This window comes from Streptomyces sp. NBC_01210, from assembly GCF_036010325.1.
Taxonomy (GTDB): Bacteria; Actinomycetota; Actinomycetes; order Streptomycetales; family Streptomycetaceae; genus Streptomyces.
In genome coordinates, this window is record NZ_CP108549.1 from 321516 (window position 1) to 342908 (window position 21393).

The 21393-nt window shown below is 68.5% G+C and carries 12 protein-coding genes, 2 tRNA genes and 9 pseudogenes; 17 read left to right on the forward strand and 6 right to left on the reverse strand.

Features of this window, described 5'->3' with window-relative positions:
* Positions 1-37: 37 nt before the first annotated feature.
* Positions 38-828 (reverse strand): annotated as a pseudogene (gene selD, locus OG735_RS01360) (selenide, water dikinase SelD); the annotation flags it as partial.
* A gap of 37 nt (positions 829-865) precedes the next feature.
* On the opposite strand from selD, the gene OG735_RS01365 reads away from it, so the two are divergent.
* The 4 genes from OG735_RS01365 to OG735_RS41765 all read left to right on the forward strand — a co-directional run bounded on the left by OG735_RS01365 (position 866) and on the right by OG735_RS41765 (position 4991).
* Positions 866-961: transfer RNA gene (locus tag OG735_RS01365), tRNA-Sec, on the forward strand.
* A gap of 23 nt (positions 962-984) precedes the next feature.
* On the forward strand, positions 985-2268 hold the full coding sequence (gene selA, locus OG735_RS01370) for an L-seryl-tRNA(Sec) selenium transferase (RefSeq protein ID WP_327321282.1): 1284 nt from the start codon (positions 985-987) through the stop codon (positions 2266-2268).
* Positions 2265-4037, forward strand: coding sequence for a selenocysteine-specific translation elongation factor (gene selB, locus OG735_RS01375; protein WP_327321283.1), 1773 nt, complete (start codon positions 2265-2267; stop codon positions 4035-4037). Before selA ends, selB begins: the two co-directional genes overlap by 4 nt.
* 222 nt (positions 4038-4259) lie before the next feature.
* Complete coding sequence (locus tag OG735_RS41765) at positions 4260-4991, forward strand: alkaline phosphatase family protein (RefSeq protein WP_442812366.1); 732 nt, start codon at positions 4260-4262, stop codon at positions 4989-4991.
* On the opposite strand, the gene OG735_RS01380 is transcribed toward OG735_RS41765, so the two are convergent.
* Both OG735_RS01380 and OG735_RS01385 read right to left on the reverse strand, forming a co-directional pair.
* The gene (locus tag OG735_RS01380; protein ID WP_442812367.1) at positions 4872-5795 is read right to left on the reverse strand and encodes a S1 family peptidase; all 924 of its coding nucleotides are present in this window, start codon (positions 5793-5795) and stop codon (positions 4872-4874) included. The genes OG735_RS41765 and OG735_RS01380 overlap by 120 nt on opposite strands.
* 435 nt (positions 5796-6230) lie before the next feature.
* Positions 6231-7036: pseudogene (locus OG735_RS01385) on the reverse strand (IS5 family transposase).
* 456 nt (positions 7037-7492) lie between these two features.
* On the opposite strand from OG735_RS01385, the pseudogene OG735_RS01390 reads away from it, so the two are divergent.
* The 4 genes and pseudogenes from OG735_RS01390 to OG735_RS01410 all read left to right on the forward strand — a co-directional run bounded on the left by OG735_RS01390 (position 7493) and on the right by OG735_RS01410 (position 10906).
* Positions 7493-8332, forward strand: a pseudogene (locus OG735_RS01390) (IS5 family transposase).
* 80 nt (positions 8333-8412) lie between these two features.
* Positions 8413-8835, forward strand: a pseudogene (locus OG735_RS41770) (transposase); the annotation flags it as partial.
* A 460-nt stretch (positions 8836-9295) separates the two neighbouring features.
* Positions 9296-9538, forward strand: a complete 243-nt coding sequence (locus OG735_RS01405; RefSeq protein WP_327321284.1) for a helix-turn-helix domain-containing protein — start codon at positions 9296-9298, stop codon at positions 9536-9538.
* A gap of 176 nt (positions 9539-9714) precedes the next feature.
* A pseudogene (locus OG735_RS01410) lies at positions 9715-10906 on the forward strand (glycosyltransferase).
* Between the two features lie 190 nt (positions 10907-11096).
* Here OG735_RS01410 and OG735_RS01415 read toward each other — a convergent pair.
* A pseudogene (locus tag OG735_RS01415) lies at positions 11097-12643 on the reverse strand (carboxylesterase/lipase family protein).
* A 190-nt stretch (positions 12644-12833) separates the two neighbouring features.
* Here OG735_RS01415 and OG735_RS41775 point away from each other — a divergent pair.
* Positions 12834-13634 (forward strand): annotated as a pseudogene (locus OG735_RS41775) (IS630 family transposase); the annotation flags it as partial.
* An 18-nt stretch (positions 13635-13652) separates the two neighbouring features.
* Here the strand turns inward: OG735_RS41775 and OG735_RS01430 are convergent.
* On the reverse strand, positions 13653-14513 hold the full coding sequence (locus OG735_RS01430; protein WP_327321286.1) for a hypothetical protein: 861 nt from the start codon (positions 14511-14513) through the stop codon (positions 13653-13655).
* A gap of 284 nt (positions 14514-14797) precedes the next feature.
* On the reverse strand, positions 14798-15349 hold the full coding sequence (locus tag OG735_RS01440; protein WP_327321287.1) for a hypothetical protein: 552 nt from the start codon (positions 15347-15349) through the stop codon (positions 14798-14800).
* A gap of 955 nt (positions 15350-16304) precedes the next feature.
* Between OG735_RS01440 and OG735_RS01445 the strand changes: the two genes are divergently transcribed.
* The 8 genes and pseudogenes from OG735_RS01445 to OG735_RS01480 all read left to right on the forward strand — a co-directional run bounded on the left by OG735_RS01445 (position 16305) and on the right by OG735_RS01480 (position 21183).
* Positions 16305-17636, forward strand: coding sequence for a cytochrome P450 (locus tag OG735_RS01445; protein WP_327321288.1), 1332 nt, complete (start codon positions 16305-16307; stop codon positions 17634-17636).
* Between the two features lie 285 nt (positions 17637-17921).
* A complete protein-coding gene (locus OG735_RS01450; RefSeq protein WP_327321289.1) occupies positions 17922-18230 on the forward strand; it encodes a hypothetical protein in 309 nt (102 codons plus the stop codon).
* 253 nt (positions 18231-18483) lie between these two features.
* Positions 18484-18668, forward strand: a pseudogene (locus OG735_RS01455) (crotonase/enoyl-CoA hydratase family protein); the annotation flags it as partial.
* A 329-nt stretch (positions 18669-18997) separates the two neighbouring features.
* Positions 18998-19177: a hypothetical protein gene (locus tag OG735_RS01460; RefSeq protein WP_327321290.1), complete on the forward strand. Its 180-nt coding sequence runs from the start codon at positions 18998-19000 to the stop codon at positions 19175-19177.
* A gap of 294 nt (positions 19178-19471) precedes the next feature.
* Positions 19472-20129, forward strand: a pseudogene (locus tag OG735_RS01465) (lysophospholipid acyltransferase family protein).
* 288 nt (positions 20130-20417) lie between these two features.
* The gene (locus tag OG735_RS01470; RefSeq protein ID WP_327321291.1) at positions 20418-20621 is read left to right on the forward strand and encodes a hypothetical protein; all 204 of its coding nucleotides are present in this window, start codon (positions 20418-20420) and stop codon (positions 20619-20621) included.
* A 16-nt stretch (positions 20622-20637) separates the two neighbouring features.
* The gene (locus OG735_RS01475; RefSeq protein WP_327321292.1) at positions 20638-20988 is read left to right on the forward strand and encodes a hypothetical protein; all 351 of its coding nucleotides are present in this window, start codon (positions 20638-20640) and stop codon (positions 20986-20988) included.
* A 121-nt stretch (positions 20989-21109) separates the two neighbouring features.
* A tRNA-Met gene (locus OG735_RS01480) sits at positions 21110-21183 on the forward strand.
* The last annotated feature ends 210 nt before the right edge of the window (positions 21184-21393 follow it).

Consider the following 21393-nt stretch of genomic DNA (forward strand, 5'->3'; position numbering starts at 1 on the left):
TGAACCCGGCCGAGAACGCACGGTGCTGGTTGCCGACTCGGGCTGCCCGCTGTGCCGGTAACGCGGCCGCCTCCCTCGCCGAGAGTGCGACACCCGTCCGGACCAGCTTGTAGAGATGACCCAGCAGACCAAATCCCGTGACATCAGTGGCACATCGCACCCCCGCCGAAACGGCGGCCGCGCTCGCGCGGTCGTTGAGCTCCGTCATCGCCGCGACCGCCTGCGGGAATCCTCTCCCGTGGCCTTGTGCCGGGTGTTGAGCACCCCGATGCCGAGCGGTTTGGTCAGCGAGAGCGGCAGACCAGGACGGCCGGAGTCGTTTCGCAACAAGTGGTCGAGATCGACGACGCCGGTGACCGCCATGCCGTACTTGGGCTCTGCGTCGTCCACGCTGTGCCCCCCACAGACCGGGCAGCCCGCTTCGCCCGCGGTGTCGGCCCCGCCGCGCAGGACTTCCGCAGCCAGCTCCATGGGCAACGTCTCGCGGGGCCAGCACAACAGGTTGACCGCCACCACCGGACGGCCACCCATGGCATACACATCGGACAGCGCATTGGCCGCCGCGATCCGGCCCCACGTGTACGGATCGTCCACGACGGGCGTGAAGAAGTCGGTGGTCGACACCACGCCGCGCGACGAGTCGATGGCGACCACGGCAGCGTCGTCCCCGTACTCCGCGCCGACCACCAGGTGCGCCGAAGGCATGGCCAGGCCTGCGAGCACCTCTTCCAGCTCCCCCGGCGGAATCTTGCACGCACAGCCACCGCCGCGCGCGTATGTGGGTGAGGCGAATCTCGGTGCCGTTGGTCGAGTCCATAACTCCAGCAGAACACACTCAGTCCCCACCCAGGAAGGCCCTCAGCTTGGAGGCGTCCGGCGCATGGTGGCGCGCCGCGGTCTTCAAAACCGACGTGGCCGGTTCTCCCGGCCAGGCGGGTTCGATTCCCGTCCGCCTCCGCCAAACTTCCACCACGGGAGCCATCGATGACTGATCCGCGGCGTCACATTCCCCGCACCGATGCACTGCTCGCCGCGCCGGAACTGCACTCCGCCATTGCCCACTTGGGACGAACCGCGGTCAAAGGCGTCGTCAAGGCCGCGCAAGAGCGGGTCAGACGAGACGAGATCGACCCGAGCGAGGTGCTCGCCGAGGTCCTGCGGACCCTGCCGGAAACCGCGAACAGCCTATGGGCAGTGATCAACGCAACGGGCATCGTCGTGCACACCAACCTGGGCCGCGCCCCGCTGTCGGCCGCGGCCGTCGACGCCGTCGTCAGTGCCGCCGGGTACACCGACGTCGAGTTCGACCTTTCCTCGGGCACCCGTGCACGCCGCGGTCGCGGGGTGCACGAGGCGTTGCTGGCGGCCTTGCCCGAGGCCGGCGATGTACACGTGGTGAACAACAACGCCGCCGCGCTCGTGCTCTGCGCGCTTGCCCTGGCCGACGGGCGGGAGATCGTGGTCAGCAGGGGCGAACTGGTCGCCATCGGCGATGGTTTCCGGCTGCCCGAGCTGATGGAGAGTACCGGCGCTCGGCTGCGCGAGGTTGGTACGACGAACCGGACAACGCTGGATGACTACACTTCGGCGGTCGGCCACGACACCGCGTTTGTACTGAAGGTGCATCCGTCCAATTTCGTGGTGACCGGTTTCGTGAAGTCGACCGACGTCGCCGCCCTGTCCGCACTGGACGATCCGATCGTCGTCGACGTCGGCTCCGGGCTGCTGCGGCGCGACTTCGCGCTGCCCCAGGAGCCGGATGTGCAGAGTGCATTGCAGGCCGGCGCGGCACTGGTGACCGCGAGTGGGGACAAGCTGCTGGGTGGCCCCCAAGCCGGCCTGATCTTCGGCGATGCCGGTCTGGTAAGGCAGTTGGCGCGGCATCCACTGGCTCGTGCGCTCCGGACGGACAAGCTGACGCTGGCCGCGATGGAGGCGACCATTCGCGGACCGCGCCCACCGGTCGTGCAGGCGCTGCACGCCGAGCCTGCCGAACTGCGGGCGCGCGCCCAGGCGATGGTGGCTCAGTTGTCCGACTTCGGCGCGCGCATCGTCGCCTCGACGGCCATGGTCGGTGGCGGCGGCGCGCCGGAAGTCGCGCTTCCCAGTGTGGCGCTCAGCCTGCCCGCGCGGTACGGCGCCGCGCTGCGCGTCGGCAGGCCGCCGGTTGTGGGCCGGGTGATGGGCAGTCGTTGCCTGCTCGATCTGCGCACGATCGATCCACGGCAGGACAACCAGGTCGTCGTCGCCGTACGGTCCGTATCATGATCGTCGTAGCCACGGCCGGACATGTCGACCACGGCAAGAGCGCTCTGGTCCGCGCACTCACCGGTCGTGACCCGGACCGGCTCGCCGAGGAGCGCCGCCGCGGGCTCACCCTGGATCTCGGATTCGCTCGGTGCGACCTGCCGAGCGGGCGGCGGGCCGCCTTCGTCGACGTACCGGGTCACGAGCGGTATCTGCAAACCATGCTGGCCGGACTCGGCCCCGTCCGTGCCGCGCTGCTGGCAGTGGCCGCGGACCAGGGCTGGGCCGCGCAGACCGCCGAGCACGCCGACGCACTGGCCGCCTTCGCCGTGCCGCAACTGCTGCTCGTGATCACTCGCTGCGACCTGGCCGATTCCGAGCCCACGGCGGCCATCGCCCGTCGTGAGCTGCTCACGCGCGGTCTCCCAGCCCTGCCCCCGGTGGCGACGAGCGCGCACACCGGCCAGGGTCTCGATGCGCTGCGCGCCGCACTCGACCTGCTTTCGCCGGCGCTCCCACCCAGCCCGGGACCGGTGCGGCTGTGTGTGGACCGGGCCTTCACGGTCTCGGGCGCGGGCACCGTCGTGACGGGCACCCTGCTCGGTGGAACTCTTCGCGTCGGGGACCGGCTTGAGCTGTGCCCATCTGTCGAGGGGCCGAGTGCAACCGTCCGGGAGCTCCACGTATGCGAGCGACCCGTGACCGAGGCCTCGGGTCCCACACGCGTCGCGGTCAACCTCCGCCGCGTCCCCCGCGACGCCGTGCCCCGCGGCAGCGCCCTGCTCACTCCGGACGCTTGGGTCACCAGCACGCTGGCTGATGTCCGACTGCATGCCCTCGGCGCGGATCCACCGGCGCTGCCCAGCGAGGTGATGTGCCACCTCGGCACGGCCCGTCGCCCGGCCCGGCTGCGCAGGCTCTCCGGCGACCTCGGCCAGCTCCGGCTGTCCGCACCGCTACCGCCGCATGTGGGAGACCGGCTCGCGGTGCGCGACCCCGCGACTCGTGTGGTGCTGGGCGCAACCGTGCTGGATCCGATGCCCGAGCGCATTGCCGACCGCGGAGCGGCAGGGCGGCGCAGGGCCGCTCTGGAGTCCGCGACCGGGCAGCCGCTGCTCTCCTCCGAGCTCAAGCGCCGCGGTCTGGCCCGCGGCGTGGATCTGCGCCGACTCGGTATCCCCTTGCCTGCCGTCGATCGGCCGGAGCAGGAATGGTTCATCGATCCCGAACACTGGCGGCAGCTCGCCGAACAACTGCTGAGCCTGGTCCGGACCCACAGCGAACAATCCGTCACCGCACCGGAACTCAGCAGGGATCAGGTACGAGAGGCGCTCACTCTCCCCGACTTCCGAGTGATCGACCTCATCCTCTCGACCCGGCTCAGGGAACAGCTCGGACGCATCGGTATGGCTGACGCCCCACTGCCCTCCGGACTGAACAGAGTCGCCGAGACCGCTCAACGGGAACTCGCTGCCGCAAGATGGCGAGCGCCAACTGCCGAGCGGTGGCGTGAGCTCGGGGTCAACACGGCCGAACTCCACGCGCTGGCCTGGCACGACGTGCTCGTACGACTGGCACCGAACGTCTACCTCACGCCCGAAGCGATTGAGCAGTCCCTCGCCGTACTCCGAGATCTGCCCGTTCCCTTCCGGGTAAGCCAGGCGCGAACCGCCCTGGCCGCACCTCGGCGAGTTGTCGTACCGCTGCTGGAACACCTCGATCGTCAGGGGATCACCGAAAGAATCAGCGACGACGGCCGCCGACAATTGCGCGGACCGGCGCCGGCGTGACACACCCGCGTGAGAAGCCCGCTTCCGTTCGGCGAGTGAGGACCGGGCGAAGCCGCTGAACGCGTGGGCCGCCTCGTCCGCGTCGGCCATGGACTGCATGATTGTGCCGTGCCCGGCGACGAACGGGCGAGTTGAGGCGCCAGCGCGGCGCCCTCGGCCGCGCCTCCAACTGTCGCAGCGCCTCCGGCCAGGGCTCCATCGGCGACAGCGGCCGCGCCATAGATGCGCGGAGTGCGCGGTTTCAGCGACCCCACCGCCCTCCGGCAGGAGGAGCGCAACCTGCCCGTCTTCTTCCAGCGGTGCGCGGACCACGAGAACGGCTGCGAACTGCCCTTCAACCTGATCACGGCCGAAGGAGACAACAGCAACGGCGTCGGCATCGAAGGGCTCGGAATGGGCAAGGAGAGAGACTACGGCACCTGGAACCATGGCCGGATGGACGGCTACTGCCCTGTGCACAAGGGCGGCTCTGACCAGATATCAGAAACGCTCTACCCTCTCGGGGGCGGCGAGTTCAGTGAGCTGAGCCATGGTATGGGTTACTTCACCCGCACAGAGATGCCCTTCTACCATGCGCTCGCCAACTCGTTCACGAGCGGGGACAACTACTTCCAGTCCACGTCCACACAGACCAACCGAATCGCTTGGTGGCGGTCAGCTGTACCAACAGGGCCTCGGCGACGCAACTCCCGACGGTGGGGGTACGGACGAAGTCCGTACCCCCACCGTCGCATCCGCCTCAGTGGCGCCATCGGCAATGTCAGGGGCTGCCGGTTACAGACATGTGCCCCGGGCCCTTGGGGCCGGACAACGAAATCGGTCCGGCTCGGAGCGTCAGACGATGTCGAGTCCGTAGGCGCTGAGCGCCTCCGTAACAGGCTGGTAGAAGCTGGTGCCGCCCTGGGAACAGTCGCCGCTGCCCCCAGAAGTCACGCCGAGCGCGGTACTTCCTGAGAACATTGCCCCGCCGCTGTCGCCTCGTTCGGCACAGACGGTGGTCTGAATCAGACCGTAGACCGTGCCTTCCTGGTAGTTCACGGTCACGTTGAGGCCGGTGACCACGCCGCTGTGGAGGCCAGTCGTGCTGCCGCTGCGCTGGACCGACTGGCCGACATAGGCGTCGCCTGCGCCGGTGATGTCACGGTAGGTGCCGTCGTAGAGATAAACCCGGCCGTCCGCAGCGGCGGCGCTGGTAAGCCGAACGGCGCCGTAGTCGTTGTCGGGGAAGCTGGAAGCGGCAGTGGAGCCCAGAGTTGAGGTGAGCGCGCTGTCCCCGTACCAGGTGCTGCCGAGGTTGGTGCAGTGACCGGCCGTGAGAGCGTAGTAGTTGCCGGTTGTGTGGCTGAGGAGGTTGAAGCCCAGAGAACAGCGTCCGCCGGAGGAGTGGATGCCCTCCCCGCCCGCCATGAGCTTAGACAACGTACCGGGCATCCGCTTGATCTGAAGGGAATCGGCATGATGGCCGGCAGCCTTCTTGATCGCCTCTATCTCAGCAGCCGAAACAGAGTCATCGGCAGTGACCACAACTCTGCCCGACACCGTGTCCGTGTACCAGGCAATGCCCGTCACGTCCGTATCGAGTACGGCGTCGCTCACCAGAGCGAGCTGCGCCATGGTGGGCCGACTGCTGCTGCCTGCTTCAGCCACGGCGACCGGAGCTGTGACCATGAGCACAGCCAGCAGTGCCGATGCGACGGCAATGATCCGCCCTGGCCTCTGCGGCGTGCCGCGGAGATTCGAAAAACGCGAGAAGTTCACTTGATCCTCCTGTGGGGGTGGGGAAGCCGGGAAGCCGTGCCGCTGATGCGACCGGCCAGCACTCGGATTGAGTACCGCCTCCGCTTCGAATGTGTTGCAGGGGCTGAGGCGTTGGAGTCTTGGGCTGCTGCCGGAGCGGGGACAAGAGAACTTTTCGGCCACCCAGCGGCACGCGCCCCAGCGGTTTGTACCGGGTGGGGTGCGAGGTGGCCGGAGGAGGCCACAAGTCAGGTCAGGAGTGGATGAATCCACTGACATGGTCGTCCGACCACGGGCGAGGGCGCGCCGCGCCCTTCCCGGCTCAAGGGCGCGGGGAAGATGAGCAATTCGTCGTTGCCGCCGACACAGCGGTCTCTTCCTGCCTGCCTCGCTTGCTCTGGTGCGCTCCCGCGTCTAAAAGAGCGTTCGTCCGTGGGTTCGTGTTTGATCCCGGGCTTATGCATCACGCCAGTTGAGGGTCGATTCATGGGCGAGTCTGCGGCTCATCAGGTCGATCATCGCGAGGTGCATCATCGCTTCGGAGCGGTGGCGGTGGGTCTCGTAGTCGCGGGCGAGGCGGCGGTGGTGCATCAGCCATCCGACGGTCCGCTCGACGGTCCAGCGTCGAGGCAGGACCTTGAATCCTTGGACGGCAAGGTCGCGTTGGACGACGTGGACGTCGATGCCGAGGCGGGCACCGTGGTCAATGGCCGTGGTGCGGTATGCGGTGTCGGCCCAGGCCTTGGTGATGCGTGGGTGGGCGGCGGCGATCTGGGAGAGCAGGTGGACTCCGCCGGCGTTGTCGGAGACGCTGGCTGCGGGTGACCGCGACGGCGAGGAGCAGGCCGTGGGTGTCGATACCGAGGTGGCGTTTGCGGCCGACGATCCGTTTGCCGGCATCGGTGCCCTGCTCGGTTCGGTGCAGTTGGCGGAGGTGTTGATGCTCTGGGAGTGCAGCACGCGCTGGGCTCCGGGTTACAGCCTTCGGCTGCGCGGACCATGCGTCGCAGTAGGGCGTTGAGCTGCTCGAAGACGCCGTCCTTCTGCCGGCAGGCGAAGTAGCGGTAGGTGGTGGGCCAGGGTGGGAAGTCGTGCGGCAGGTAGCGCCAGGGGATGCCGGTGCGGTCGACGTAGAGGATGGCGTTCATCAGCAGGCGCTGGTCATGCTCGCACGGGCGGCCGATGTCGAGGCCCCTACCGCGGCGCTCGGCCCGCCAGGCGGACAGGACCGGTTCGATCAACTCCCAGCGGGCGTCGGACAGGTCACTTGGATAGCGACGGTGTGCGGCCGTGTTTGGGTAGTACTACGCGATGCCATCCACCCGTGAGGGCGTGAACAGGGGTGAAGGGAGGCATCGTGGGACCAGGCAGGAGCAGCAGGCGCGAAACAGACGGCATGCCGTGGCACCGGCCCCGTCGTCCTCACGAAACGCCATCCGTCTCAGTCTCCCAGCCTCTGGAATCCTCCTGAAAATGGATGAGACAGGCCGAAACGCTCTTTAAAAGAGCGTTTTGTCCTGGCGAGGTTGTTTGGTGGTGTTTTAGGGCCCGGCTGAGGTGGGGCCGCTGAGGCAGGCAGGTCCGATGCGGCGGATGCGACGGGTGTCATCGTTGGTTGGCCCGTTTCCGTCAGTTCGCTCCTGTCTGATCCCAAGGCGCCCCCGCTTGACCTCCTTTGCGCCCTGGGGACACGGCGCGCTCGGCGGTACTACGGAAACATGACGCGACATCGCCCATATCCCAGCGACCTCTCCAATGCACGCTGGGAGCTGATCGGGCCCACGCTCACCACCTGGCGGACCGAGCGCAGAGACAAGGGCCTGGACATCGGCCGCCCGCCCGAGCACAACTTGCGCCGCATCATGGACGCCATCCTCTACGTCGACCGCACCGGCATCCCCTGGCGTTACCTGCCACATGACTTTGCGCCGTGGAAGACGGTCTACGGCTACTTCGCCGCCTGACAGAAAGAAGGCGTCTTCGACCAGCTCAACGGCCTTCTGCGTCGTTTGGTGCGGGAGGCCGAAGGCCGCGACGGCGAGCCAAGTGCCTGCGTGCTGGACGCGCAGAGTGTGAAGACCTCCGCCAACGTGCCCGCGACCGGCCAGGGCATTGACGCCGGCAAGAAAATCGCAGGCCGCAAGCGCCACATCGGGGTCGACACCCTCGGTCTGCTGCTGGCCGTCTGGGTCACCGCGGCGAGTGTCTCTGACAACGTCGGCGGCATGCACTTGATGTCCCACATCGCCGCCACGAACCCCCGCGTGACCAAGACATGGGCCGACACCGGCTACCGCACCAAAGCCATCGACCACGGCGCCCGCCTCGGCATGGACGTCGAAGTCGTCCAACGCGACCCCGGCGTCAAAGGATTCAAAGTCATCCCCCGGCGCTGGGTTGTCGAGCGGACCTTCGGCTGGCTCATGCACCACCGCCGTCTCGCTCGCGACTACGAAGCCCACCCGCACCGCTCCGAAGCCATAATCCACGTCGCGATGATCGACCTCACAAGCCGACGACTCACCCGCGAAACCACCCCGAACTGGCGCGACACCTGAACCTCGAACCAAACAACCTCGCCAGGACAAAACGCTCTTTCAGACGGTGTCATATGTGGTGATCACTCGCTGAGTTGTGCATGGGGCGGGGCACGTGGAGTTGGATCGTTCCGGACGGCTTGTCGGAGATCGCCAGGCCGTTGATTCCGCAGGACCAGGTGCGGCCGCAGGGCGGGGGAACGCCGAACGCGCCTGATAAGACAGTGTTCGCTGCGATCATCTATCTGCTGGTAAGCGGGCGCGCCTGGCGGGTTGTGCCGCCGTGCTTCGGGTCTCGAAGTCGACCTCGATCGGCAGGCTCTGTGCGGGATCCGGTTCGTTCTGCGCACCGGAGTCCAGTGGGAGTACGGCCTCAGGAACTGGGCCTCGGATCGGGGATGACGTGTCGGCGCCGTGCCGTGTGGAACGAGGCCGGGAGTGTGGGACACCGGCTGCACGCCGCCCTGCAGACGAAGCTGCGGTCGGCCAAGCAGCTGGACTGGTCGCAGGCGGTGATCGACTCGGAGCAACGGCTGTGATCGACGCCGACTCGTGTGCATGCATATCCGACTATGAGTCCCTTCGTCCGCGGAGCGGGTGTGGCCAGTTCCGTGCGGTCCGACTTCCCTATCTGCATGACGTTACCGCGATGCCCTGGCTTCTGACCTGCACCTTTGTCCACCTCTTTGTTGGGGCCACCCAAACTTTGGCGAGAGGGCGGCAAACGACCGTCAAAAGACTGCAGCTCTCCAAACCTGTAACGGCGGATCGATTCTCGGACTGCGTAGGCTCACGTGCGGACAGGTCGGTGAACCTAGTGGGTTCCTCTTTTGCTGGGTATATGTCCTGGTGGCGGGGTAGTTGAGGGTGCTCGGGGGCGGGTGCTGGACGATGGTCTTACGGGCACGACCGGGGCGTGACGAGGACGAACGGGCCGTCGTTCGTCGATTGTCGCGGGCGCGGAAGGCTCCGCGCGATGCAGTGATGCGGGCCCGGATGATCGAGCTGAGCTGGTCGGGGCTACGGGTGCCGGTGATCGCCGTGGAGCTGGACTGTAGCCAGAAAATGGTCCGGTGCTGGCTGCACCGCTTCAACCGCTCAGGCCTGCAAGGGATCGAGGCCGTCTTCTCGCGTCCCTGGATCCTCCTGGGCCGACGCTACCGCCGTACGCGGCGCGCGGCCGCTTCCCGAGGAGGTTGTCCGTCCGCAGCGGTCGAACAAAAGTGAAAGGCAAGGAGGTCACCAACTCCTTGCCACTCTTAACTCATGGCGGACTGGGAGGCTTGCGGCAAGGACCCCTTCGTGGCGCAGAATCTCCGGCCGAGGCCAGAATCTGCGGAAGTGGGGGTCGCGAAGTGCGTGTGTTGTTGTCGACGTATGGGTCGGGCGGGGATGTCCAACCGATGGCGGGACTCGCGGTACGGTTGCGGGAACTCGGCACGGAGGTTCGGGTGTGCGCGCCGCCGGACGAGGAGTTCGCGAAGCTTCTGGCCGGTGTCGGAGTGGAGCTGGTGCCGGCGGCCGAGCCGGTGCGCACGTTGGTGAAGGGGGCGGCTCCGCTGCCGCCGGAGGGCCTGCCCCAGCGCGCCGCCGCGCTGGTCGCCGCGCAGTACGAGGCGGTTGCCACTGCGGCCGAGGGACGTGACGCGGTGGTGGCGACCGGCCTGGTCCCGGCGGTGTCCGGGGCACGCTCGGTGGCCGAGCAACTGGGCATTCACTTCGTGTACGTGAGCTACTTCCCGACCATGCTGCCGTCGCCTCACCACGCGCCGCACCCGCTGCCGATGTGGCCGTTCCCATCGGACATGACCGAGAACCGGGAGCTGTGGAAACTGAACGCCCACAGCTTCAACGCGCTGTACGGCCCAGGGCTCAACGCTCACCGGATGTCGATCGGCCGGCCACCGGTGGACGACGTCCGCAGCTACGCCTTCACCGACCGGCCCTGGCTGGCGGCGGACCCTGTCCTCGCCCCATGGCTAAAGTCGGCGGACCTCGACGTCGTGCAGACCGGCGCGTGGAACCTGCCGGACGAACGCCCGCTGCCGGCCGACCTGGTGGCGTTCCTGGAGGCCGGCGATCCACCGGTGTACGTGGGCTTCGGCAGCATGCCCATGCGCGAATCGCAGACGTCGCCCAGGTGGCCGTCGAGGCGGTCCGCGCGCAGGGCCGCCGCGCAGTCGTCGCCCAGGGCTGGGCCGACCTGGCCCTCATCGACGACCACGACGACTGCTTCGCCGTCGGCGAGGTCAACCAGCAGGCACTGTTCGGCCGGGTGGCCGCCGTCGTGCACCACGGCGGCGCGGGCACCACGACGACGGCCGCCCGGCCGGCGCGCCCCAGGTGGTCGTACCCCAGATCGTGGACCAGCCGTACTGGGCTGCACGGGTGACCGAGTTGGGCATCGGCGCGGCACACGACGGACCGACGCCGACCTTCGAGTCCCTGTCGGCCGTGCTCAAGGTGGCCCTGACCCCCGAGACCCACACCCGAGCGACCACCGTGGCCGGCACCATCCGCAGCGACGGGGCGACGGTCGCCGCGAAACTGCTGCTCGACGTGATCAGCCGAGAAAGGCCGCAAGTGTCCGCATGAACCACACGGGATCGTCGAGGCAGGGACAGCCCGACGCCGGGCTGCACCAGCAACTCGGCATGCCGGAAGAGACCGGCATGTTCAGTGGCATCACCCGCGGCAACAGCCCGACGTCGTACCCACCGGCGAACAACAGCACCGCCCTCCACGATCATTCTGTTGGAGTTCCTAGTGGGGATGACGGTTCTGGTCATGGTGTGTCCTTGAGGGAGCACGTACTTGGGCTGGGTACGGCGGGCCGGGCCCAGGCCAGTCGTTCCTCGCCGCGAGGGTCGTCGAGCCGGGTCCATTCGGCGTCGATGCGCATCGTGGCCCGGGGATCGTTGTCGTACTTGTCCCAGCCGGGGTGGCCGGTGGTGGCGAACCGGACCCAGGTGTGGTGCATGCGGGCGGCGAGGTCCGCGGGGGCTCGTCGGGGCCGAGCAGGCCGTCGGGTCCGTGCAACCGGGGCAGATGTGAGACATCGAAGACGAAGGGCAGCTCCATCGTGTGGGTGGCGCCGAGCTTTCCGTCCAGGGCATGGGAGCGCCATGCGAACTCGTAGCAGAAGGTGGCGGATTCGGGGCGGGCGGCATGTGCTTCGGCCAGGGCCCAGCTGCCCGTGTCGAACAGCGCGTCGCCCAAGATGGCGGAGCGCAGCTCGCCGAAGGACGCCGTGGGGCCTGCCTTCCTGTACGTCTCGACGAGCTGCGCCGGATTCGGGTGCGAGCGCGCCGCCTCGGCGTCGACGTCCGTGGCGGTCGAGGTGGAGTACTTGCCCACGGGGACCAGGTAGAGGTTGCCCTCCTCGGTGTTGGTCCCGATGAGCAGGTCGATGTGGGTGCTCGGGCCGGCGGCGACGGATTGGGCGGGCTGTGCGTCGAGGACCAGGCTGAAGGGGCTGAGCCCGACCAGCGGGTCGCCGTGCGTCTCGATCTGCAGGTCGATGCCCGCGAGCCGGGAGGCGGCCTCGAGCAGTCGCTCGTCGGAGACCTCTGCGAAGGCGTCGGCTCGGGGCTCGATGCCCAGTGTTTCGGCCGCTGCCCTGGTGACGCGGGTGTCCTGCTCGGTCGTGAACGCGCCCAGTCCGCTGCCGCTTTGGACGATTGCGCGGCGGAAGAGGCCCATGGCTTCGGGGTGGCGAGGACGCCGCCGACGATGGTTGCCCCAGCCGACTGCCCGAAGAGGGTGACGTTGTGCGGGTCACCGCCGAAGGCTGCGATGTTCTCCTGGACCCAGCCCAGCCCAGCCCAGCGCTGCGACGACGTCGAGGAGACCGCGGTTGGCGGGTGCTCCGGGGACGTGGAGGAACCCGGCAATGCCGAGCCGGTAGTTGAGGGCGACCAGGACGACGCCGTCGCGGGCGAAGGCGGAGCCGTCGTGCATCGCGGACCGCGTCGATCCGGCAACGAATCCGCCGCCGTGGACGAACACCATGACGGACAGGCCGCCGCTCGCGGCTGCGGGCGTGAAGACCTTGACGGTGAGGTAGTCCTCCCCGCGGCTCCAACCGGAGCCGAAGTAGAGGGACATGTCCACGCTGCCGAGCTTGCGCTCGGTTTGCGGCGCGTTGGGCCCCGGCGCGGCGGCATCCCGTACGCCGTACCAGGAGGCGTGCGGCTGCGGCGGCGCGAATCGGCCGGCGCCGTGGAGTGGGGCGGCGTAGGGGATGTTCAGGAAGGCGGCGGTGCCGCCCTGGCGCAGGCCGCGGACCGCTCCCTGAGCGGTGGGCACGACCGGGTCGTGATGGTGGTACACAGTCATTCCTTTCTGCAGGCCTGAGTCTGGGCGGGGCGAAGGGTGTGCGGCAATTGACGGCGAACTCGCTTGCGTCGCGCGACTTCGACAGCGCCACGCCCGCCGGCCCAGGTGCGCGGGGATCAGGCGGACTGTTGCCGGCCGCCCCTCCCTCATCCATGCCGTGGGTGAGGCGAGCGCCTGCGGTATCCGCGGGCCGCTGGTCCACGGCTGGGCCGACCAGCGGTGGACTCTGGCCCGAGTAAAGACACTGTTTGGCCGACTGTTCCACGTGACCTACACAGTCGAAGGCACATGGCGCCTTCTGAAGCGGCACGGCTGGTCGTGGCAGCAGCCGTGCCGCCGCGCGATCGAGCGCGACGACGCGGCAGTGGACCTGTGGAAGAAGGAGGTCTGGCCGCGGGGAAGAGCGCCGCGGCGGCGTGCAACGGCTGGATCGTCTTCGAGGACGAGGCCGGCCAGTCGATGGCGCCGCCGCGCGTCAGAACCTGGGGCCGCACGGGCTGCACCACGGTCGTTCGAGTGCGGGCCCGTGGCTCGGGTCCAGTCTCGATGGCGGGGATGGCCTGCTACAAGCCCGGAGAGCCATGCCGCCTGATCTACGCCGTCCGCGAGTGCACCGGACGCAAGGATCAGCCGAAGGGCTTCGGCTGGCGTGATTTCCGTGACCTGCTGGTCCGCACCCGCATGCATCTCGGCGGGCCGATCGTACTGGTCTGGGACAACGTCCGCATCCACCCACCGCGCCCTTGCGCGGGTCCTTCGCTGCGAACAACGACTGGCTCACCGTATTCCAACTGCCCACCTACGCACCCGATCTCAACCCGGTTGAAGGCGTGTGGTCCCTGGTCAAGCGCGACCTGGGCAACCTCGCAGCAGCCGATCGAAGCCAGATCACCAGAGCCGTAAAGCGCAAGCTGAAAACCTGCAGTACCGGTCACAGATGATCAACGGCTGCGTGAGCGGTACCGGCCTGGCCCTCGAAAGTTGATCACACTCAACGAGTCGACTACATGGAGCCGAAGTATCGGTCCCACCAACTGGACGGCCATTCAGGGAGTGTGGGATGCCGACGCTCGCCGTCGTACCGCACTTCGAGCAGCTCTTCGGGGACCACCACGTATCCCAGGTCGATGAGAGCTTGCTCCACCCTTGAAAAGTCTCCGGCGTCCAGTTCGCCCTGCGCCTGCGCGTCATCCGTGCTGAGGAAGGCCCCGGGGTTGTCAGCCGACACCAGAGCTAGAGACCCGAACTTGCTCACACACACCACGATCCGTGTCCCGCACACCGTCGCCTCCGCAGGGACAACGAGGCGACCGTACTGACTGGAGTCCTGGGTGTCCCGCTCAGACGTGCAACTCATCCCGAAGTCGCCCTCCAGTCTGGACACCAGACATCCGAAAGGCACGGCGAGTGCGGTCTTGCTGTAGCCCTTGGGCCACTCCAGCCACTCCGGGGCATCCAGCTGACGCAACAACGTCATCAGATCCGGTTCTCTCTCCACCATCCGCCCATCCTGGCGCGAAAAGGCAACGCTGGTCCATGCGGTTCCTGGTGCTGCCAGAGCCGACATCACACGTTCAAGTTCAGTAGCTCCGGTCGGCGACCAGACGCCGTTTGCAGCCCACCTCGGGGAAACGGTCCTGGCGGCGCGGGAAGAGAATGAACCGAACACCGGCCGCATCGCACTGGAGGTCACGTTCGCCTCCGGTCGTGTTCGTTGTGAGAGCTGGGCTGGGGGACCTCCGCCTGTCCACGTGAGGATCCTGGGCTCGCCAGGAGGCGATGTGATGATCTCGTCGTAGCTGGTGATCACGCCGTCGGAGCCGTCCTCATCCGGTGACAGCGACAGTCCCTGAGGGACGTGCACCCGACGGACCGTTCAAGCAGTAGACGCGTTGGTCGCGATGGCGGTCCCGTGGGTGTGGGGCCGACGCCAAAGCCCACTACCGGCGCCGTCGCGACAACCACGCAGACTGGCACGCCGCCGCCCAGCGCAACCTCTTCAACGGCATGATCGGCCAGCTCTACCACTGCCTCCAGCAGAGTCATCGATGCGACGAGGCACTGGCCTTCCCAGCTCCACCCGACGAGGTGGGCACAGCGGTCGCATAACCAGAGGCGGTATCTCACCGGCAGCGATCAGGAGCATGCCTAGCGCGGCAGGCGGCCCAGCACAGCACGGAACCTCTCCCGCCCTGCCGTGACGCTCGCGTCCCACAGGCCTGAGGCGTCACCGCTCAGCGAGAGGGACTGGAGCCGTTGTTCCTCGGCGAGAAGGCCGGCACCCGCCACGTTCTGGTCCAGCATCCCCATCGCGGTGAGCGCCGCATGGCCGCAGGACACCGCGTCATCAGCGCTTCCCGAGCCGTGGGCTAGCAGGGCATACCGCAGGCAGAGGACAGCGAAGAAGGCGTACGTGTCGGCGACATCAGTGATCCCCTCCTCGTCCGGCCGAAGCTCCGGGAACCGCTCCAGCAGGCGTACGCGCTCGGCGGCGTCGGCGAACCGCCGGTCGGCATACCAAAGATCGCGCACGGACTCCGCATAAAAGTCCACGTCGGATGCCCGCCCCGGCGCGCCCGCCCGCAGGCCCACGAACAGTGGCGCCATGCGTTCGGTGCAGGCGGAGACATACAGGCGAATCGCCTCGCCGCCCCCGTCACGAAGCGCCTCCGCGACGGCCTCCTCCACCAACGTCTCCACGTCCCACCCTCATTCCCGTTCGAGCAGATCGACAGGCTACACAGCAGGCTGACGGCCACAGCTTGACGAGTGAGGACCCTGCGGTGTCTGGATAGCCCCGTTCCTCCGCCACCCGCTCCCAGCTCTCGTCAGCTCCCGCATACAGGGCCGTCCAGCCGACGGGGCGCACGTTCTCCGGCAGGTGTGTGATGCTGCCGGACTCGGCGATACGGGTCGACAGGGTCAGGATGCTGACGGTCCGGCTGACGTTGTCGTCGCAGCGGGGTGCGCTCATCAGGGGTGCCCCTTCTCGGGGTGTGTTCTCGGCGCGGGGGTGCCACTCCCCCGCCGCCGGTGGTGCGGGCCCCGCCGCCGGTGGTGCGGGCCCCGCCGCCGGATGGGGCGGGGCAAGGGCGTCAGCCCCAGGTGACGCGCAGGCCTCGGGCCTGGGCGTACTCGGCGAGCTCGCGCAGCTCGTTGAGCCGCGCCGGGGGTAGCCCTCGGAGCGGCCGCAGGCGGTGAAGCGGCCGTCCGTGACCGCGGGCGCCCGGCGTCGGCGGGGTCGAGGGCGAGGGCGAGCAGGACGCGGCCGAGGAAAAGCCGGGCAGCGTCCTCATCTCCGTACGGCTCGGCGTATCCGAGGGAGTCCAGCACGCGGGCGGCGTTGGAGTTGTTCATGTTGACCGGCTCGCCGGTGAGTTCGGCGGTGAAGGTGACCGACATGCCGGGGCTCCTCTCGGCGGGTGGGTGTTTCCGGCTGCGGCGGGGGTGCCACTCCCCCGCCGCCCGGGCGGGGCGCAGCCGGTGGGCCGCACCCCGGCGGCCGGCTTCCCGGCGGAAGGGCGGCAGGATCCGGGGCGTTCCCGGAAAGTGGCTATGCCGAGGCGGGCTGTCACCGGGTGCGCCTGCTCCCGTACAGTCCGTGGTGCCGGTGCGCCGTTACGGCCAAGCACAGCGGTTGACCAGGAGAAGAATCATGGACCCCGAAGCCAGTCTCGGCTCCCTTTCGCACGTTCCCGGAATGGGGCGGCCGGTCCCCGAAGCCGAGCCTGGACTCGTGCAGCGGTGGCGTTCGGGGGGAGGTGAACTGGTCGAGCTGCTGTCCCAGGTGCGCGAGCGGTTCGGCAGCATCGCCGTGTTCCGCCTCGGGCCGGCCCCCACCGTTCTCGTCACCGACCCGCAGGCGGTCCAGCACGTACTCGCCCGGCACCCGGAGCGGTACGTCAAGCGCTCCCACCGCGCCCGTCTGCTGATCGGCGACGGAGTCCTCGCCGCCACCGGTGCGGCGTGGAAGCGCCAACGCCGCTTGTTGCAGTCCCAGTTCACCGGTACCGGGATGCGCCGCTACGAACAGCGGATCACTGAGGCTGCCAGGACCACCGCCGGGCGCTGGGGCGGGTACGCCCGTACCGGGCAAACCCTCGATGTCGGGCGGGAGATGCGCCGCTTCGCCCTGGACGCCATCTGGCGCTCTCTTACCGGGCACCCCCTCGATGACGGGACCGAGCGCGAACTGGCCGCCGTGGCAGCCGTGGCAGCCGCCCTTCCGACGCTGCCCGCTGATGTCACCGACGCCCACGACGCCGTTGCCGCCGATCTCGCCCGGATCGATGCGGTCGCCCGGCACGCCATCGAGGCCGCCCGCGGCGGGGCGGTCGGCCCCGACGGCCCGGGCCTGCTTCACGTCCTGATCGACGCCGCCAACGAGCGCCCCGAGTACACCGACCGGCTGATCCGCGACGAGCTGGTCACGTTGCTCGTGGCTGGGCACGAGACCACCGCCACCACCCTGACCTGGCTCTACCTGCTCCTCGACCGGTACCCCGCCGCCCGCGAACAAGCTCTCGCCGCCGGCGACGAAGGCTCGGCGCAACGCCGCCAGGCCATCCAGGCTCTGGTCCACGAGACGCTCCGGCTCTACCCATCCGCCTGGATCCTGCCCCGCCACGCCACCGAGGACGACACCCTCGCCGGCTACACCGTCGAGGCGGGCACCGACATCCTGATCTGCCCGTACCTCACGCACCGCGATCCTGAGCTGTGGCCGGACCCAGAGCACTTCGACCCTCGGCGCTTCATCACCCCGAACGGCCGGCCTGCCCACCCGGGCGCCTACTTCCCCTTCGGCATCGGTCCCCGCGCCTGCCTCGGTCTGCAATTCGCTCTCCGCGAATCGACGGTCCTGCTCGAACACCTGCTGCCAGTCCACACCCTGGCCTTCTCCTCCACCCCCACGAAGGCGGCGTACGGCATCACCGTCCGCCCCGACGGCCCCACCCCCGCGACCTTGGAACCGCCACGCACCTGAAGTGGGCCATGAGGGAAACGGCACGGAGGAAGGGCAGCACATACTCAGAGAAGGTGGTGCCCTAGCGCCCCTCCCACAGCACCCATCACAACGGCTCGGCGTTGCGCCCGCCGGAGCGGGACCGCGGGCCGGCCAGCACCGGCTGCCACTCCGCGACACAGGACAGAGCGACCGCGGCCTCGCGGGCCCGCAGATTCCACACGCCATACCCTTGGGGAAAGCGGATCTTCCAGTTGCCCGGGCTGAGGCTGGCCGGACGGCGCACACAGGCTGCCGCTGTCGACGGTGCGGCCCGCGCCGAAGCTGAACCTGCACGGGACGGCTCCGGCGGGCAGCACGCTCACGGTGCCGCTGAAGCTGAGCGGCGCGGCCGCAGCGGCCGGGCAGGTAGCCGCGCTGACCGTGAACGTCTCCTACGACAGCGGCCGGACCTGGAAGCCGCTCACCGTGACGACCGACGCGAAGGGGGCGCGCTCGGTGAGCGTGAAGCACCCGGCGACCGCCAAGGCCGTGTCCTTCCGGGTGGACCTGAAGGACAAGGGCGGCAACACCGTGCGCGAGACGATCACGAACGCCTACCGGCTCGCTCCGTGAGGTGACCCTACGACGGTGACCGTTGCCCGGCGCGGTTGAACCCTCCCGCCTGGTCCCCGCAGCTGCGGGGACCAGGCAGGATCCGCGTCCGGTTGACCGGCATGTAGTACTGGGCGAAACGGGCCGAATGCGCGGGATCGACAGCGTGCGGGTTGGTTGGGCTTCCCGGGCCGCGGGTTGCCCTCTGCAACCGACACAGGGCTGGGTGGCCTGTCCGACGCCAAGACGGCTGATGAGCCGGCCCGGCCTCTTAATCGCCCGCTTCCCGCAGGCCTGCCTCCGGGCCGACCGCAGCTCCGTCCTCGACCAGGAGGGAACGAGCGAGCCGCCATGCAGGGCGAACTCCGCCACGGGACGCCCGTACTCACGCAGAGCCTGGAAGGGGCAGCTCGGTTCCCGGCCGGAGCGGGACGGCACGGGGCCTTCAGCGAACCCTGATGCCGTCCGGCACCTGGAGCGCGGGGAGCCACCCGTGGACTTGATCCAGTAGATGACCTGCGCGGGGCCATCCCGCGGCCGCAAGGAGCAGCGCGCGAGTGCGACACGAGTGGAGCGTTCGTCGGGATCATCCCCGCAGGCGCGGCGTGATCAATCCGCTGACCTGTGAAAGTGCCAGACACCGAGAGCCAGGCCCCAGTCCCCTGGGTCCGGCTCTTTGTCGATATCCGGCACCCCGCCCCGCCAGGCAGCCGGCTCTCGCCTTCGTCTCGCCGCAATCACCGGCGAAGGAGGAGGATTGGGGGTGAGCAAGTGAAGGGAGGCCCGTCATGAAATCCGGCGCCTCGGATGCAGATTACGACACCTTGTATTCACACACGCCGTCGCAGGCGGAGGGCGAGCGCGACGAACCGAGCGGGCGCAGTGCCATGGAGGTGCACCCGGACGTGCCCAGGACTGAACCGTCGCAGGCCGAGGGCGAGCGGGTGGACGACAAACCGACCAGGTGATCTCCGCGCCGGGAATCGACGGAAACAGGAGCACGCCACATTTCGGCCTCACGCAGCTGTGCGGCCAGACCCCGAGGTCCCCACCGACGCGGCCCGCGACCTGGTGAAGCAGACACTCGCGGGCAGAGTAGACGTCCGTCAGATCGCGCGAACGCTCAAGAGCTGGACAAGCTGACCTCGGACCGAGCCTCTGATCGCGGCACCACCAGAAGAGATGAGTACGCGGACTCAGGCTCCCTGTCGGCCCCTGCGCGATGATGAAGATCACCTCGCCGTCCGAAACGCAGGAGTTCCGTGCTCAGCCGCGTCGCCGCCGCCATCGTCCCCCCTCGGCCGTCTGACGACGTCTGCCGAACTGGCCACCGTCCCGGCCCCCGGCATCCTCGTTGCCAACCACACATCCCTGGCTGACCCCGGCATCGTGCTGGCCGCTCTGCGCCGGATGGACATCGAACTCGTCATCCTCGCCACCGCTGGCCTGTGGCGCATCCCCGTCCTGCAGTACCTCCTGGACCGCGACGGGCACGTCCCCGTCTACCGCCGCACCACCCATGCGGCCGACGCCCTGGAAAAGGCCGCGGCAGCGCTCGACGCCGGCCGCCACGTGCTCATCTACGGCGAAGGGCGCCTGCCGCGCCGCAGAGACGCCGCCGAAGCCACTCCCGACTCCTTCCGCAGCGGCCCCGCACGCCTCGCCTTCGCCTCCGGCGCGCCCATCATTCCGATCGGCCAGGCCGGAGCCCGCCGAGTCACCTCGGGCAGTCGTACCAAGCAGGTCGTAGGGCTCCTCACGGCCCCCGCCCGCCGTCCCCGCCTGCACGTGCACGTCGGCGCCCCGATTCACCTGCCCGCCGAGATTTCGACGGCTAGCGCGGCCACCCACCAGGCCGTCACCGCTGCCTGGCGAACCGCCGCCCGGCGCCTGGGCGAGCCCGCAGCGCTCGCGGCCTGATCAATCGTTCCGCGCTGCTGGGTAACGGGCAGATGCCGAGGTCGGGGTGCCGGATGGGCGCGAAGGGGACCAGATAGCGTCCCTGCCGGCAGCTGGCCATTGGGGAGGGGTACAGGTCGTGAGGGTGGGACGGCGCAGACTGGCTTCCGCGGGTGCGGCGGCGGTAATGGGCGGGGCATTGTTGTCCGGGTACGGGGCGGCACCCTTCTCTGGAGCCGCATCAGGGAACGCGGCGCTTACGGAGGCGTTGTCATCCGCTACGTGGGGGATTCAGGTGCGGACGAGACAATGAATCAGCAGCTGGAGATCGAGAACGTCTATCGAGGGTCGGTGGTCCCGGTCCTGTCCTTCAGCGCGCTCGACAAGAACCGTCAGGTGCTGCCGCAGGTCAAGGTGAGCACGGTGTACGGAAGCGACCGGGGCAATCTGGTGGCGCCGTACGTACGGGACGAGCATCGACATCCTGCGGTTCTCCGGCCCTGGAGAGCATGACGTGTCGGATGTCCGTGTGACGGTGCAGAGTACGGCCGTCGCCAAGATGCCCGCCGGGATGAACGAGGTGACGACTCAGGCATTGGACGGCAAGGGCCGTGCGATCACCAGGTTCGAGCGATTCTCGGGGGTCAGGCTTACCAACAAGGATGACCACCCGGTCTTCGCGCGGATCGTCTATTTCCTGTGGGACCAGCCGCCCAAGGGCGTCACCCAACAGGCCGTCGAGGTAACCGCGGTCGGCGGCCTGACGGTGCTACCGGCTCATGGCACTGCCGTGGTACAGGTGACTGGAGGTGCGGCCGCTGCCGGCGCACGCAATTCCAACGGCCCGGCGGTGAGCATCAAGGCCTACAACTCGCAGTAGCTTCAACAGGCTTGCAGTGTCTGCCGCGCAGGAAAGCACCGCAAGTCGGCGGGTGAGAGGTGATGCCGCGCGAAATCTGGTTCGGCACAGGCTGCCCGTACCGTAGAGTTCTGTTCACCGACGCGGGGTGGAGCAGCTCGGTAGCTCGCTGGGCTCATAACCCAGAGGTCGTGGGTTCAAATCCCGCCCCCGCTACTCAATACGACTTCGGGCCCGGCACTTTCGCGCCGGGCCCGAAGTCGTATGCCCGCCCGTGCCGGTGTGCGCGACGACGCGATCGGCGCGCCATCCGCCGATTCGGCGGTGAGCTTGCCTTCGTCGCCGCACAGTGCGGCCCGCGCGGCTCCGCGTCCGATCGGCCACAAGCCGTACGTCCCGGGGCAGATCACCACCCGCATGGGTCTG